Below are 13,759 nucleotides of genomic sequence, written 5' to 3' on the forward strand. Positions count from 1 at the left end.
GGCGCGGGGTTGGCGGGGGCGTGGGTTTTGGGCGGGTCGCGGGGGGGGGGACACCCCCGCCCCCCCCGGGTGTTTAAACTCGTGTGGGAGCGGGCTTGACCCGCGATTGCAATCAGGCAGCCGTACCCAGCTTCTTCACCGCCTGACCCTTGGCAGCCTGCTTGCGGCAGGCTTCACCGAAGGCCTGGAACATCTTCACCGAGTCGGGGTTTTTCGCCGCTTGCCATTCCGGGTGCCATTGCACCGCGAAGAGGAAAGGCGACAGGCTCGGGGCGTGGATGGCTTCGACCAGGCCGTCTTCGGCGCGGGCCAGGGGTTCGATGCCTTCGCCGAGGTTTTTCAGGCCCTGGCCGTGCAGCGAGTTGACGCGGATTTCATCGCTCTGCAGCAACTTTTGCAACCAGCTGCCTTGCTCCAGTTTGACGCTGTGAACCGCGCTGTACTGGACATCGACCGGATCGTCAGGGTTTTCCCGGTGGTCGTTGAAGCCTGGCTCGGCGTAGACCTTCTGGTAGATGTCACCGCCCAGCGCCACGTTGATTTCCTGCATGCCACGGCAGATGCCGAAGATCGGCAGGCCACGGGCGATGGCCAGTTGCACCAGCGGCAGGTCGAACAGGTCGCGGTCACGGTCCTGGGCCTTGCCCGGGGTTTCGTTCTCCTGGCCATACAGGGCCGGATCGATGTTGCTGCCGGCGCCGGTCAGGTACACGCCATCCGCCATGTCCAGGTAGGCTTCGAGGTCGTCGGTACCGCAGCAGGTCGGCACCAGCACAGGTACGCAACCGGCGTGTTCAACCAGCGGTACGATGTATTTGTGGGTCATTACCTGATAGTCGTGGCCTTTGCGCTCCTGGGAGCCCATGGTCATCAGCACGACGGGTTTGCGAGGGGTTTGATTCTTATTGCCAATGTTGCTGTTGGGCATATGTCACCTTGGGACAGGCGCAGCCTGTCATTATTGTGCAGGCGCGCTGCTGGAACCTTTGCGCTGCCTGAGGTTTCGAGCACTGCCGGTACGCCAAGCAAGGGGCTGTATCCGGTCGAAACCTGTCATATAGCTTGCCAGAGCCGTTTAATATGTCAAACGACTTCAGATTGCACGGGCGAAGCTTGGGATTGCCTGAATGCAATTATCGGCCTGTAGCCCCCGTTAACTGGCGTGGCGCCTGCTACGGTCAGTTCATTATATTTAACAAGCGTCCGGTGTATGGCCGAAGCAGCGCCTGCGCGGCTTTGCTGCATCGCGCGGTTTCTCTTAAGCTGGCTGTCACCGATGACTACCAGCCTGAACCATGCCCACTCCTAGACCGTCCCTGACCCTGACCCTGTTGCAAGCCCGCGAAGCCGCCATGGCCTTCTTCCGCCCCTCGCTCAACGCCCATGGCCTGACCGAACAACAGTGGCGGGTGATCCGCATCCTGCGCCAGCAAGGCGAACTGGAAAGCCACCAACTGGCCGAGCAGGCCTGCATCCTCAAGCCGAGCATGACCGGCGTGCTGGCGCGCCTGGAGCGTGACGGCCTTGTGCGGCGCAAGAAGTCGACCCAGGACCAGCGCCGGGTGTTCGTCGGCCTGACCGAACAGGGCCAGCAGTGCTTCGTCGACATGAGCGAAGACATGGAGCACAACTACCAGCGCATCCTCGAACAGTTCGGCGAAGACAAACTGCACGAGCTGCTGGGCCTGCTCAACTGCCTGAAGAACATCAAGCCCTGAGCGCCGTTTTGGCGCACTGGCCGCTGGCTACCTATACTGTGCCTATCCGCAACAGTGTGCCGTCGTTGACCGGAGCGCGGCGTCTCTGTTCCCGTGGTCGTGACTTTCTGAAGTAGCAGGACGCGAGTCGTCAATTGATAACGCTACAAAGGGGTTGGATCATGGATATTGTCAGTCTGATTATTCAGATTGTTGCCGGTGTGGTAGGCGGCAACGTAGCCGGTATGAGCAAGCAGAGCATGGGCCCGCTACTCAACTCGATCTTCGGTGGAGTTGGCGGGGTAATCGTCGGGCAGATACTCGCAGCCTTTACCGGTGAGCCCGGTGCAGCAGTGGCAGCGGGCGGTTCGCTGGACCTGGCGGCACTGATCAGCAGTATTCTCGGCGGCGGTGCAGGGGGCGCGGTGCTCACCTTCATCGCCGGCTTGATCAAGTCGAAAATGCACCCTCAGTAAGCTGTACCAGGGCTGCCCCTGCTGGCAGGGGCAGACCCGCTCAGAAGTACTTCAGCCAGCCGATATCGCGGCGCCGTGCCTTGAGCGCGGCGAACCAGCGCACCGGTGGGTAGAGCGCAATGCTCAAGACCATTGCCGTCAGCCATATCGCCCAGATTCCGTCGAAACCAAAGTAGCTGCCCTGGTTCAGGCCAAAGCAGGCGACGCCGATCAGGTACAGCAGCTTCAGCACATACAGGTGCAGCAGGTAAAAGAACATCGGCGCTGCGCCGAACACGCTCAACGCCTTGATCATGCGGCTGCCTTGCAGGTGCTCGAACCTGCGCAGCAGCAACAGGCCGACGCCCAGGGTCAGGGCCAGGAACAACAGCGACGGCGGGTATTTGGTGATGTTGAAAAAGCTCATCAGCGTGCGCAGCGTGGTTTCGCCGACCTGCCACCGGGCTTCGCCGTAACCGTTGAGCAGGCGCAGCAGCAGGAAACCGGCGAGGGCGCCGATGCCGGTCAGCAGCAACCTGCGCTGACGTGCCTGCGCATCCGCGCCTTTGGCGAACCAGGGGCCCATGGCATAGCCGAGGGCAATCACGCCGATCCATGGCAGCAGCGGGTACGAGGTACGCAGGCGCAAGTTGTCCGCTACCTCGATCCAGCCACGGTCATGCAGGATCGCCCAGGGGATATGCAGCGCCGAACCCGCAGCGAAGTGCAGCGGATCGAGCAGGTTGTGCCCGGCGACGATCAGCACGCCGATAACCACCAGCAGCGGCCGTGGCAGCCACACCAGGCCAGCCAGGGCGATCATGCTCAGGCCGATGGCCCAGATCACCTGCAGGTAGATGACCTTCGGCGGCAGCTCCAGGGTCCAGGCCAGGCTGACCAGGGTGAACTCCAGCAGCACCAGGACCAGGCCACGCTTGAACAGGAAGGCCGAGACCGCAGCCTTGCCCTGGTGCTTTTCGCCGTATAGATAAGTCGACAGGCCGGTGAGCAGGACGAACACCGGCGCGCACAGGTGGGCGAGGGTACGGCTGAGGAATAGCCAGGGGTCAGTGCTGGCGGCGTCCATCGGATCGCTGACCTGGCGGTGCAGTAAGAAGGTTTCGCGTACGTGGTCAAGGAGCATGAAGACAATGACCAGGCCGCGCAGGGCGTCGATGCAAAGCAGGCGGTGGGTGGCGGGTGGCATGGGTGAGGTGGCGGTCGCTGAGTGATTGGGTGATGCGTTATAACATAACTAGTATTTCTCGCAAGCAAACCAGGGCTGCTACGCAGCCCATCGCCGGCAAGGCCGGCTCCCACAGGTCCTCAGTGCTGCAGAGATCTCTGTGGGAGCAGCTTTGCAGCGATGCAAGGCGAAGCCTCCCACAGGTCCTCAGTGCTGCAGTGATCTCTGTGGGAGCTGGCTTTGCCAGAGATGCAAGGCGAAGCCTTGCCCAAAGGCCTCAGTGCAGTATCTGCGCCAGAAACCCCTTGGCCCGCGTACTCTGCGGGTTATTGAAGAACGCCTCGGGCGCCGCATCTTCAATAATCTGCCCGCCATCGAGAAACAGCACCCGCTCGGCCACCTGGCGGGCAAAGCCCATTTCATGGGTGACGCAGAGCATGGTCATGCCGGTATCGGCCAGTTTCACCAGCACATCCAGCACTTCGGCGACCATCTCCGGGTCCAGCGCCGAGGTCGGTTCGTCGAACAGCATGATCTTCGGCTTCATGCAGAGCGCCCGGGCGATCGCCACCCGTTGTTGCTGGCCGCCAGACAACTGGCTGGGGTATTTGCCGGCCTGGCTTTCGATCCCGACCTTGTTCAGGTAAAAGCGCGCGCGGTCTTCGGCCTCCTTGCGCGACAGGCCGCGCACGCTCATCGGCGCCAGGGTGCAGTTGTCGAGCACGCTCATGTGCGGGAACAGGTTGAAATGCTGGAACACCATGCCGATTTCGCTGCGTACCTCGGCGGCCTGGCGGGTGGTCAGGGCAAGGTCGGTGTCGTTGACGCGGATGTTGCCCTGTTCGGCGATTTCCAGGCGGTTGATGCAGCGGATCAGCGTCGATTTGCCCGAACCGGAAGGGCCGCACAAAACGATACGCTCACCCTCGCGCACCTGCAGGTTGATGTCGCACAGCACATGAAAGGCGCCGTAGTGCTTGTTCAGACCTTCAATGGTTACCACAACCTTGCGCGGGTCGGCCTGAGGGGTAGAAGTCGGGGTAGCAAGGCTCAGTGAAGCGGTCATGTTGTTATTCTCCCGCGATCAGTTGAAACGGTCCGCGCGGTACGGCGCAGGATCGGTAAAAGGTGTCTCGCCGGTGATCATTTCCGCCAGCAGGCGGCCGGTTACCGGGCCCAGGGTCAGGCCGTGGTGGGCATGGCCGAAGTTGAACCACAGGCCCTTGTGGCGGGCGGCCGGGCCGATCACCGGGCGCATGTCCGGCAGGCACGGGCGGCGGCCCAGCCAGGGCTCGGCATCCATCCTTTCGCCCAGCGGGAAGACCTTGCGCGCCAGGGCTTCACAGCGTTGCAGCTGGATCTGGTTGGCGGCATCGCTGCTGGCGGCGAACTCGATACCGGTGGTCAGGCGGATGCCCATGGCCATCGGTGCCAGCACGTAACCGCCCTGGGCGTCGCAGATCGAATGCTTGAGCTCGGCGCCGTCACGGGCACGGTAGTGCATGTGGTAGCCGCGCTTGATCTCCAGCGGGATGCGATAACCCAGCGGCTTGAACAACTCGGCCGACTGCGGGCCGAGGGCGATGACCACTTCAGTTGCGCTAATCGGCCCCTGGCGGCTGTCGACCTGCCACTCGCTGCCAACCTGGCGCAAGGTACGCGCATCGCCATGAATGAACTGGCCGCCACGCTGGACGAACAGCGCCGCGTAGCCGCGGGTCAGGCCGCCGGGGTTGCTGACGGTCTTGGGGTCGAGCCAGTGAATGCCGCCGACCACGTTGTCGCTCAGGTCCACTTCGCGGGCGTGCAGTTGCTGGCGGTCGAGGATCTCGTACTGCAAGCCATAGGCCTTCAGGGCGTGGGCGTCGGCCACGGCTTTGCGGTAGGCGTCTGCATTGCGGTACACCTCGATCCAGCCATTGGCCTTGACCAGCTCGCCCAGGCCCGCGGCGTCGATCAGCGCATCGTGTTCTTCGACGCAGCGCTGCACCAGCGGCAGCATGGCCTGGGTTGCCACGGCAAGGCCGGCGGGCGAGGAGTTCTTCCAGTATTTGTACAGCCACGGGCCAATCTTCGGCAGGTGGGTGAAGCTGTAGCGCACGTCGGGCTGGCGGTTCAGACCATAGCGCAACAGGCTCGACAGCTCATGGGGGAAGGCATAGGGGATGACGCTGGAGCGCTCGATCAGCCCGGCGTTGCCATGGCTGGTGCCGCTGCCCGGCTCCTGGCGGTCGATGAGGATCACCTTGCGCCCGCGGGCCTGCAGATGCAGGGCCGTGGACACGCCGACGATGCCGGCGCCCAGAACGATGGTTTGACAATGCATTGGAACGGTCCTCGCTAGCAGGCGGTCAGCGTAGATGGCGGCCCAGACGGGCTTCTATGTGTTTCAGGCTGCGCCGCACGACCTCGACGATCAGCAGGTAGAGCACGGCGGCCCACAGGTAGATCTGGAAGTCGAAGCTGCGCGAGAACGCAAGCTTGGTCACGCCCATCAGGTCGTAGATGGTCACCAGCGAGGCAATCGCACTGGCCTTGATCATCAGGATCAGCTCGTTGCCCAGCGGGCCGATGGCAACGATCAGCGACTGCGGCAGGATCACTTTGAAAAAGGTGGTCGAGCGCTTCAGGCTCAGGGCCTTGGCGGCTTCATATTGGCCAGGGGCGACCGCCAGCAGGCTGCCACGGAAGATCTCTGCCTGGTAGGCAGCGGTGTTGAGGGTGAAAGCCAGTACCGTGCAGTACCAGGCGTCGCGAAAGAACCACCACAGGCCAACGTCCTGCCAGAAGCCCTTGAGCGAACCCAGGCCGTAGTACAGCAAGAACAGCTGCGCCAGCAGCGGCGAGCCGCGGAAGAAGTAGATGTAACCTGCGCTCAGGCGTTGCAGCACCAGCTTGTTCGACAGCCGGGCCAGGGCCAGGAGCATGCCGAGCAGGGCGCCGAGGGTAAACGACAGTGCCACCAGCTTGCCGGTGACCAGCAGGCCGTCGATAAAACGCGGGCCGTAGCGTTCCAGCAGGTCGGGGTCGAGCACCAGCGCCAGCAGTTGATCGAAGCTCATGTCCGTGCCCCCCGCAGATGGCGGCTGAAATACTGTTCGATGAAGCTGAACACCCGTCCCGACAGCGCCGAGAACAACAGGTAGCCAAGGCAGGCGACGCCGTAGAAGAACATTGGCTCTTTGGTCACGCTGACCGCGAGGTTGGTCTGGCGCATCAGGTCGACCAGGGAGATGGTCGATACCAGCGAGGTGTCCTTGAGCAGCGACAACCAGTTGTTCGACAGGCCCGGCAGGGCGATGCGCACCAGTTGCGGGAAGACCACCTTGCGAAAGGTGGTGGCCTTGCTCAGGCCCAGCGCGGCTGAGGCTTCATACTGGCCCTTGGCGACAGTCTTGAACGCGGCCAGCCAGATCTCGCTGGAGAACGCGGCGAACACCAGGCTGAAGGCAATCATCGCCGCCAGGAAGGTGTTGATCAGCACTTCGCCCTCATAGCCCATGGCCAGGAGGATTTTTTGCGCGGCGATCTGGCAGCCGTAGTAGATGATCAGCAGCGTGAGCAACTCCGGCAGGCCCCGGAACACCGTGGAGAACACCGTCGCCGCAGCGCGCGGGAAGCGCTTTGAGGAGCGGGCGGCGAGGGCCACGCCCAGGCCCAGCGGCAGGCCGATGGGCAGGCAGGCCAGGGCCAGGGAAATGGTCACCAGGGCGCCGGCCAGCAAAGCCTGGCCCCAGCCGCCGCTGGCGAAGGAAAGCAGTGACAGTTGTTCGAGCATGCTCAAACCCTCTCGCAAGACAGACACACAGCCCCGTGGGAGCCGGCCTTGCCGGCGATGGCATCGACACGCAGTCAGTCAGTGCGCGGCGTCTGCATCGCTGGCAAGGCCAGCTCCCACAGGTCCCTCACAGGACGTGAGATTTACTGATAGATATCGAAGTCGAAGTAGCGACTGGCGATCTTCTGGTAGGTGCCGTTGGCGACGATTTCGTCCAGGGCCTTGTTCAGGCGCTCGCGCAGCGCTTGGTCTTCCTTGCGCACGGCAATCGAGGCGTCGGCCTTGGTGCCGTCGACATCGCCAAGGATCTTGCAGCAGTCTTTACCGGCTTTGCCCAGCCATTCGGTCAGCGGGAACTTGTCGGCAATCACCCCGTCCAGGCGGCCGGCGGCGAGGTCGGCGTTGGCTTCATCGAGGGTCGGGTAGAGTTTGACGTCGGCCCCGGCCTTGCCGTAGACGTCTTCGGCGTAGATGGCCTGGGTCGAGGACGACTGCGCGCCGACTGTGTAGCCTTTGAAGTCAGTCTGCGCGTCGGTAATTTCACTGTCCTTGGCCACGGCCACCGACAACGGGGTCTTGTAGTAGTGGTTGGTGAAGGCGATCTTCTTGCGCCGCTCTTTGGTATTGATCATCGACGCCACCACCGCGTCGTATTTCTTCGCCATCAAGGCCGGGATGATGCCTTCCCAGTCCTGGGCCACCAGGGTGCATTCGACCTTCATCTGCTCGCACAGGGCGTGAGTGATGTCGACGTCGAAGCCATGCAGTTTGTTATCCGAATCTACGTAGTTGAACGGTGGGTAAGCGCCTTCGGTGGCGATCTTCAGGGTTTCGGCCTGGGCCATGGTCGAGCCGGCGAGCAGCAGGGCGCAAGCCCCTGCGAAGCGGATAACAGGTTTCATGACACACCTCGATCTGTTGTTGTTTGCACTCTTGCTATTGTTTGCTCGTTGACGTGTAGCCAACGAATTCGTTGTGTAGAGCTGCAGTTGCTTCCAAGCGTTTTTCAACATCGGGTCCTAGCTTCTTGCAGACCTCGTTGACCATCAGGTGTACCCACGACAGCATCGTCGCGGTGGACTCCCAGAACAGATTGAATTCGGTGGGGATGCGAAACACCTCGCTGGCGTTGGCATCGGCCCAGTCACAAAAGGTATCGGTCACCAGGGTGACCGGAATCCCCGCGGCATGCGCCTTGCGGCACAGGTTAAGGGCGTGGCGGGAATAACGGCGTGCTTCGAACACCACCAGGGCGCAGTCGTTCGGCTCGCTGAGCAGCACCTCGCCAAAATGCCCGGCGCTGCCATCGACCACCTGCACGCCGTCGCGCAGGTATTGCAGCAGGTGGGCCATGCACTGGGCGATGCCGCGCTCGGTCTGAAAGCCGGCGACAAACACCTTGCGCCGCTGCGCCAGGCGCTGGCTGACGGTGGCCCAGGCCGGGGTGCGGCTGTATTCGTACACCCGCACCAGGGCGCCGACTTCCTGCTCCAGGCTACGGGCCAGGCCCGCGGCGTCCTTGCCATGCTGCTGGCGAAATTCCTGCAGACGATCACCGACCAGCCACGGGCCTTCGCCAAGGTCGTCCTTGAGGTCATGCTTGAGGGCCTTGAGGTGCTCGTAGCCCAGCGAGCGGCAGAAGCGCCCGACACTCGACTCGCTGACGCCGATTTTCGCCGCCAGGCTCGCGGAGGTTTCGAAGGGCAGGTCGGTGAGGTGGGCGAGCATGAAGCTGGCGATCTTGCGCCCGGACGCCGCTGCGTTGTGCAGGCTGTGTTCCAGGCGCTGTTTGATCGGTTGGCTCACAGGGCGATACTCGAAGGCGGTGGCACGTGGAAACAGAAAATGAATGTTTTCTGTCATCAAGTCAATATTTGACAGTTTGCTGTCACTGGAGGAAAGTCAGGCCATTGCCCATCGCTGTCGCCCACTCCAAATCCAATAAGGGAGCTTCAGATGTCCGCACGTCCCGACACTGCTGTCGCGCAGATCGCCTTTGCCGACTTGCAGGCCTTGTTGCAGCGCATTTTCCTCCGTCACGGTTGCAGCGCAGCGGTGGCCCAGGCCCTGGCCTTGAACTGCGCCAGCGCCCAGCGCGACGGCGCCCACAGCCACGGAGTGTTCCGTATTCCCGGTTATGTCTCGACCCTGGCCAGTGGCTGGGTAGACGGCAAGGCCGTGCCTGAAGTCGAGGATGTGGCCAGCGGCTATGTGCGCGTCGATGCCAAGGGCGGCTTTGCCCAGCCGGCATTGACGGCTGCCCGTGAACTGTTGGTCGAAAAGGCCCGCAGCGCCGGGATCGCGGTGCTGGCGATCCACAACTCGCACCATTTCGCTGCCCTGTGGCCGGATGTCGAACCTTTTGCCGATGAAGGCCTGGTGGCCCTGAGCGTGGTCAACAGCATGACCTGCGTAGTGCCCCATGGCGCCCAGCAACCGTTGTTCGGCACCAACCCGATCGCCTTTGCCGCGCCGTGCGCCGGCAGCGACCCGATCGTCTTCGACATGGCCACCAGCGCCATGGCCCATGGTGATGTGCAGATCGCCGCGCGCAAGGGCGAGCTGTTGCCCGAAGGCATGGGCGTCGATAATAAAGGCGAGCCGAGCCGCGACCCGCAGGCGATTCTCGACGGCGGCGCCTTGCTGCCGTTTGGCGGCCACAAGGGCTCGGCGTTGTCGATGATGGTCGAGCTGCTGGCGGCGGCGCTGACCGGCGGCAATTTCTCGTTCGAGTTCGACTGGTCGCAGCACCCGGGGGCCAAGACACCCTGGACCGGGCAGTTGATCATTGTCATCGACCCGGCCAGGTCGGTGGGCAACCGCTTTGCCGAACGCAGTCGCGAGCTGGTGCGGCAGATGCAGGCGGTGGGCCTGCAGCGCCTGCCGGGTGAGCGGCGCTTTCGCGAGCGCGAGCAGTCGGCGAAGGAGGGCGTGACCCTGACCGTGGCGGAGCTTGAGCAGCTACAGGGCTTGGCGGGGTAGGGCAGCCAGCCGATTACTGTGCACACATGCACTGATCAGTTGCACCAAGGGTAATGTTCCTCGGCCGCCAGTACAGGTATCCTCGACACAGCTTTTAGTCCGAACTGTCCTGACCCAAGGAGCTGTGCGCTGTGTTCAAACATGTCGATGCCTATGCCGGCGATCCGATTCTCTCCCTGATGGAGACCTTCAAGGCCGATCCGCGCGCCGCCAAGGTCAACCTGAGTATCGGCCTGTATTACGATGCCGCAGGCGTGGTGCCACAGCTGGCTGCGGTGCGCGAAGCCGAGCAGCGCTTCGCCGCCCAGCCTCATGAAGCCTCGATGTACCTGCCGATGGAAGGCCTGAACAGCTACCGCCAGGCGATCCAGGCGCTGTTGTTCGGCGCTGGCCACCCGGCCGTCGAGGCTGGCCGTGTAGCCACCGTGCAGACCGTCGGTGGTTCGGGTGCGCTGAAAGTCGGTGCAGACTTCCTCAAGCGCTACTTCCCTGAGTCGCAGGTGTGGGTCAGTGATCCGACCTGGGACAACCACCGGGCGATCTTTGAAGGCGCAGGCTTCAAGGTCAACACCTACCCGTACTTCGACCCGGTCAGCCGCGGCCTCGACTTCGATGGCATGCTTGGCACCCTCAAGGGCCTGCCGGCCAACAGCATCGTTTTGCTCCACCCGTGCTGCCACAACCCCACCGGCGTCGACCTGAGCCAGGCGCAATGGCAGCAGGTGATCGAAGTGCTCAAGGCACGCAACCTGATCCCGTTCCTCGACATTGCCTACCAGGGCTTTGGCGAAGGCCTGGGCGAAGACGCCTATGCCATCCGCGAAGTGGCCCGCGCCGGCGTGCCGTGCCTGGTGAGCAACTCGTTCTCGAAGATCTTCTCGCTGTATGGCGAGCGGGTCGGTGGCCTGTCGGTGGTCTGTGACGACAGCGATACCGCACAAAGCGTGCTCGGCCAGCTCAAGGCTACCGTGCGCCGCAACTACTCCAGCCCGCCAAGCTTCGGTGCCCAGCTGGTGGCCGCGGTGCTCGGTGATGCCGAGCTCAATGCCCAGTGGGAAGCGGAAGTGGAGAAGATGCGCCTGCGTATCCTCGACATGCGCCAGGCCCTGGTCGATACCCTGGCCGACCTCTTGCCGGGCCAGGACTTCCAGTTCTTCCTGCGCCAGCGCGGCATGTTCAGCTACACCGGCTTTAGCGTCGAACAGGTCCGTCGCCTGCGTGACGAGTTCGGTGTGTACCTGATCGACAGCGGCCGGGTGTGCATGGCCGGCTTGCGTCCGGACAACCTGCAGCAGGTGGCCAAGGCGTTCGCTGCGGTTCAGTAAGCAGGACGTATCGCGGGGCAAGCACATTGCGGGGCAAGCCCGCTCCTACCCCGCGATGCTTTCAACCCAAGGTGCAACCACTCCTCGGCCAGGGCTTTGCAAGTGCAACCAAACGGCGCACAATCGCGCCCCTCTTTGTATGGTCAAGAGGGGCGAAGCGTCTGTTTAGCCACTCTTGGCCCTGTTGCAGTCTTGCGAGTGGAGTTGCACCCGGATGAATGAGCAGGCCCCAAGCGTTGAACAACGCTTTGAATCGACCCCCGCCGCCCTCGGCAGCTGGGCCCGTCAGGACACCACCTGGATGCTGGGCCTGTTTGGCACGGCGATCGGCGCCGGGACCCTGTTCCTGCCGATCAACGCCGGCCTCGGCGGCTTCTGGCCGCTGCTGATCCTGGCGCTGCTGGCCTTCCCGATGACGTTCTACGCACACCGCGGCCTGACCCGCTTCGTGCTCTCCGGGCGCGACGGCGCCGACATCACCGACGTCGTCGAAGAGCATTTCGGCCTCAGCGCCGGTGCCCTGATCACCTTGCTGTACTTCTTCGCCATCTTCCCGATCCTGCTGATCTACAGCGTGGCCCTGACCAACACCGTCGGCAGCTTCATGGAGCACCAGCTGCACATCGAGCCGCCACCGCGGGCGCTGCTGTCGTTCGTGCTGATTCTCGGTCTGCTGGCCATCGTGCGCTGCGGCGAGCAGGCCACGGTCAAGGTCATGAGCTGGCTGGTGTATCCGTTCATCGTCGCCCTGGCATTCCTCGCGGTGTTCCTGATTCCGCACTGGAGCGGCGGCATCCTCAGCACCGCCACCGAAATGCCATCGGGCTCGGCATTCCTCCACACCCTGTGGCTGGCGATCCCGGTGATGGTTTTCTCGTTCAACCATTCGCCGATCATCTCGGCCTTTGCCGTTGACCAGAAGCGCCGCTATGGCGTGCACGCCGACGAGCGCAGCGGGCAGATCCTGTGCCGCGCCCACCTGCTGATGGTGGCCATGGTGATGTTCTTCGTGTTCAGTTGCGTATTGACCCTGACCCCGGCGCAGCTGGCCGAGGCCAAGGCGCAGAACCTGTCGATCCTGTCGTACCTGGCCAACCACTTCAGCAACCCGACCATCGCCTTTGCCGCGCCGCTGATTGCCTTCATTGCCATCGCCAAATCGTTCCTGGGCCACTACATCGGTGCCAGCGAAGGCCTCAAGGGCCTGGTCCTGAAGACCGGCAAGCGCCCGGGCGCCAAGGCCCTGGACCGCATGACCGCAGCCTTCATGCTGATCATCTGCTGGGTCGTCGCGACCCTCAACCCGAGCATCCTCGGCATGATCGAGACCCTCGGCGGCCCGGTGATCGCCGCGATCCTGTTCCTGATGCCGATGTACGCCATCCGCAAGGTGCCGGCCATGAGCAAATACCGCGGGCAGATGTCCAACGTCTTCGTTGTTGCCGTGGGCCTTGTGGCCATCTCGGCGCTGGTTTACTCGCTGCTGAGCTGAACCGCTGGATTCGGGAGCCGGCAATCGGCTCCCGGATAACTAAAAATTGTCCACAAAAGTTGTCTGGCAATTCAACAATTTAACATTCGCCCATAGGTAGACGGGCACTTTCATGGTTAACTCTGGTCCTTTACTCACCCCCGCATAAGGACTTCGTTCATGGCTCAAGTGACTCTTAAAGGCAACCCGGTTCAGGTCAACGGCGAACTGCCGAAAGTCGGCGCCAAGGCACCTGCGTTTACCCTGGTTGGTGCAGGCCTTGCCGACGTGACCCTGGCTTCCCTGGCCGGCAAGCGTAAAGTGCTGAACATCTTCCCAAGCGTCGACACTCCAACCTGCGCCACTTCCGTGCGCAAGTTCAACGCTCAGGCCAACGAGCTGAACAACACCGTCGTACTGTGCATCTCGGCCGACCTGCCGTTCGCGCAAGCGCGCTTCTGCGGTGCCGAAGGCCTGGAGAACGTGCAGAACCTGTCGCTGCTGCGCGGCCGTGAGTTCTTCGGCAACTACGGTGTTGAAATCGCCGACGGCCCGCTGGCCGGCCTGACTGCCCGCGCCGTGGTGGTACTGGACGAGAATGACAATGTGCTGCACAGCGAGCTGGTAGGCGAAATCGCCGAAGAGCCGAACTATGAAGCTGCCCTGGCAGTCCTGAAGTAATAGCGACCCTGCCGGGGCTGCTGCGCAGCCCATCGCTGGCAAGGCCAGCTCCCACAATGCACCTGCGTACGCTGTTCCTGTGGGAGCCGGCCTTACCGGCGATGAAGGCGACGCGATTATTGTTAATAATTGCTAAGAGTTGTTGCGGCCTGGCCCTCGTCCAGGCCGTTTTTATTTATAGTTC

At 62.8% G+C, this 13,759-nt stretch carries 14 protein-coding genes; 6 read left to right on the plus strand and 8 right to left on the minus strand.

Annotated elements, in window-relative coordinates; translation table 11 throughout:
* Positions 1-112: 112 nt before the first annotated feature.
* A complete protein-coding gene (locus tag ABIE20_RS23320; RefSeq protein ID WP_429507614.1) occupies positions 113-928 on the minus strand; it encodes a gamma-glutamyl-gamma-aminobutyrate hydrolase family protein in 816 nt (271 codons plus the stop codon).
* 367 nt (positions 929-1,295) lie between these two features.
* Between ABIE20_RS23320 and hpaR the strand changes: the two genes are divergently transcribed.
* Positions 1,296-1,718 (plus strand): homoprotocatechuate degradation operon regulator HpaR, encoded by a 423-nt coding sequence (hpaR, locus tag ABIE20_RS23325; RefSeq protein WP_045198230.1) that lies wholly within the window; start codon positions 1,296-1,298, stop codon positions 1,716-1,718.
* Between the two features lie 161 nt (positions 1,719-1,879).
* Positions 1,880-2,173: a hypothetical protein gene (locus tag ABIE20_RS23330; RefSeq protein ID WP_429507615.1), complete on the plus strand. Its 294-nt coding sequence runs from the start codon at positions 1,880-1,882 to the stop codon at positions 2,171-2,173.
* A gap of 40 nt (positions 2,174-2,213) precedes the next feature.
* Here the strand turns inward: ABIE20_RS23330 and ABIE20_RS23335 are convergent, their stop codons facing one another.
* The 7 genes from ABIE20_RS23335 to ABIE20_RS23365 all read right to left on the minus strand — a co-directional run bounded on the left by ABIE20_RS23335 (position 2,214) and on the right by ABIE20_RS23365 (position 8,922).
* The gene (locus tag ABIE20_RS23335; RefSeq protein WP_429507616.1) at positions 2,214-3,359 is read right to left on the minus strand and encodes a DUF1624 domain-containing protein; all 1,146 of its coding nucleotides are present in this window, start codon (positions 3,357-3,359) and stop codon (positions 2,214-2,216) included.
* Positions 3,360-3,615: 256 nt separating this feature from the next.
* The gene (locus tag ABIE20_RS23340; protein WP_429507617.1) at positions 3,616-4,404 is read right to left on the minus strand and encodes an amino acid ABC transporter ATP-binding protein; all 789 of its coding nucleotides are present in this window, start codon (positions 4,402-4,404) and stop codon (positions 3,616-3,618) included.
* Positions 4,405-4,422: 18 nt separating this feature from the next.
* Entirely contained in the window at positions 4,423-5,664 is a 1,242-nt protein-coding gene (locus tag ABIE20_RS23345) for an NAD(P)/FAD-dependent oxidoreductase (protein ID WP_429507619.1), read from the minus strand.
* A gap of 25 nt (positions 5,665-5,689) precedes the next feature.
* Positions 5,690-6,400: an ABC transporter permease gene (locus tag ABIE20_RS23350; protein ID WP_429507620.1), complete on the minus strand. Its 711-nt coding sequence runs from the start codon at positions 6,398-6,400 to the stop codon at positions 5,690-5,692.
* Positions 6,397-7,116: an ABC transporter permease gene (locus tag ABIE20_RS23355; protein ID WP_195884263.1), complete on the minus strand. Its 720-nt coding sequence runs from the start codon at positions 7,114-7,116 to the stop codon at positions 6,397-6,399. Before ABIE20_RS23355 ends, ABIE20_RS23350 begins: the two co-directional genes overlap by 4 nt.
* 143 nt (positions 7,117-7,259) lie before the next feature.
* Positions 7,260-8,018 carry a transporter substrate-binding domain-containing protein gene (locus ABIE20_RS23360; RefSeq protein ID WP_429507622.1) on the minus strand — a complete coding sequence of 253 codons (759 nt, stop codon included), beginning with the start codon at positions 8,016-8,018 and terminating at the stop codon, positions 7,260-7,262.
* Between the two features lie 34 nt (positions 8,019-8,052).
* A complete protein-coding gene (locus tag ABIE20_RS23365) occupies positions 8,053-8,922 on the minus strand; it encodes a MurR/RpiR family transcriptional regulator (protein ID WP_429507624.1) in 870 nt (289 codons plus the stop codon).
* A gap of 150 nt (positions 8,923-9,072) precedes the next feature.
* Between ABIE20_RS23365 and ABIE20_RS23370 the strand changes: the two genes are divergently transcribed.
* The 4 genes from ABIE20_RS23370 to tpx all read left to right on the plus strand — a co-directional run bounded on the left by ABIE20_RS23370 (position 9,073) and on the right by tpx (position 13,575).
* The gene (locus ABIE20_RS23370) at positions 9,073-10,098 is read left to right on the plus strand and encodes an Ldh family oxidoreductase (RefSeq protein ID WP_429507626.1); all 1,026 of its coding nucleotides are present in this window, start codon (positions 9,073-9,075) and stop codon (positions 10,096-10,098) included.
* Positions 10,099-10,229: 131 nt separating this feature from the next.
* The gene (locus tag ABIE20_RS23375) at positions 10,230-11,423 is read left to right on the plus strand and encodes an aromatic amino acid transaminase (RefSeq protein ID WP_429507627.1); all 1,194 of its coding nucleotides are present in this window, start codon (positions 10,230-10,232) and stop codon (positions 11,421-11,423) included.
* Between the two features lie 214 nt (positions 11,424-11,637).
* A complete protein-coding gene (locus ABIE20_RS23380; RefSeq protein WP_429507628.1) occupies positions 11,638-12,915 on the plus strand; it encodes a serine/threonine transporter in 1,278 nt (425 codons plus the stop codon).
* A 159-nt stretch (positions 12,916-13,074) separates the two neighbouring features.
* Positions 13,075-13,575: a thiol peroxidase gene (gene tpx / locus ABIE20_RS23385; RefSeq protein WP_429507630.1), complete on the plus strand. Its 501-nt coding sequence runs from the start codon at positions 13,075-13,077 to the stop codon at positions 13,573-13,575.
* The last annotated feature ends 184 nt before the right edge of the window (positions 13,576-13,759 follow it).

It is taken from the genome of Pseudomonas sp. 2835, from assembly GCF_050435905.1.
In the GTDB taxonomy this organism is placed as follows: Bacteria; Pseudomonadota; Gammaproteobacteria; order Pseudomonadales; family Pseudomonadaceae; genus Aquipseudomonas.

Coding starts and splice junctions, on each gene's coding strand:
- ABIE20_RS23320 (WP_429507614.1), bottom strand. CDS start 928: ATGCCCAACAGCAACATTGGCAATAAGAATCAAACCCCTCGCAAACCC.
- hpaR (WP_045198230.1), top strand. CDS start 1,296: ATGCCCACTCCTAGACCGTCCCTGACCCTGACCCTGTTGCAAGCCCGC.
- ABIE20_RS23330 (WP_429507615.1), top strand. CDS start 1,880: ATGGATATTGTCAGTCTGATTATTCAGATTGTTGCCGGTGTGGTAGGC.
- ABIE20_RS23335 (WP_429507616.1), bottom strand. CDS start 3,359: ATGCCACCCGCCACCCACCGCCTGCTTTGCATCGACGCCCTGCGCGGC.
- ABIE20_RS23340 (WP_429507617.1), bottom strand. CDS start 4,404: ATGACCGCTTCACTGAGCCTTGCTACCCCGACTTCTACCCCTCAGGCC.
- ABIE20_RS23345 (WP_429507619.1), bottom strand. CDS start 5,664: ATGCATTGTCAAACCATCGTTCTGGGCGCCGGCATCGTCGGCGTGTCC.
- ABIE20_RS23350 (WP_429507620.1), bottom strand. CDS start 6,400: ATGAGCTTCGATCAACTGCTGGCGCTGGTGCTCGACCCCGACCTGCTG.
- ABIE20_RS23355 (WP_195884263.1), bottom strand. CDS start 7,116: ATGCTCGAACAACTGTCACTGCTTTCCTTCGCCAGCGGCGGCTGGGGC.
- ABIE20_RS23360 (WP_429507622.1), bottom strand. CDS start 8,018: ATGAAACCTGTTATCCGCTTCGCAGGGGCTTGCGCCCTGCTGCTCGCC.
- ABIE20_RS23370 (WP_429507626.1), top strand. CDS start 9,073: ATGTCCGCACGTCCCGACACTGCTGTCGCGCAGATCGCCTTTGCCGAC.
- ABIE20_RS23380 (WP_429507628.1), top strand. CDS start 11,638: ATGAATGAGCAGGCCCCAAGCGTTGAACAACGCTTTGAATCGACCCCC.
- tpx (WP_429507630.1), top strand. CDS start 13,075: ATGGCTCAAGTGACTCTTAAAGGCAACCCGGTTCAGGTCAACGGCGAA.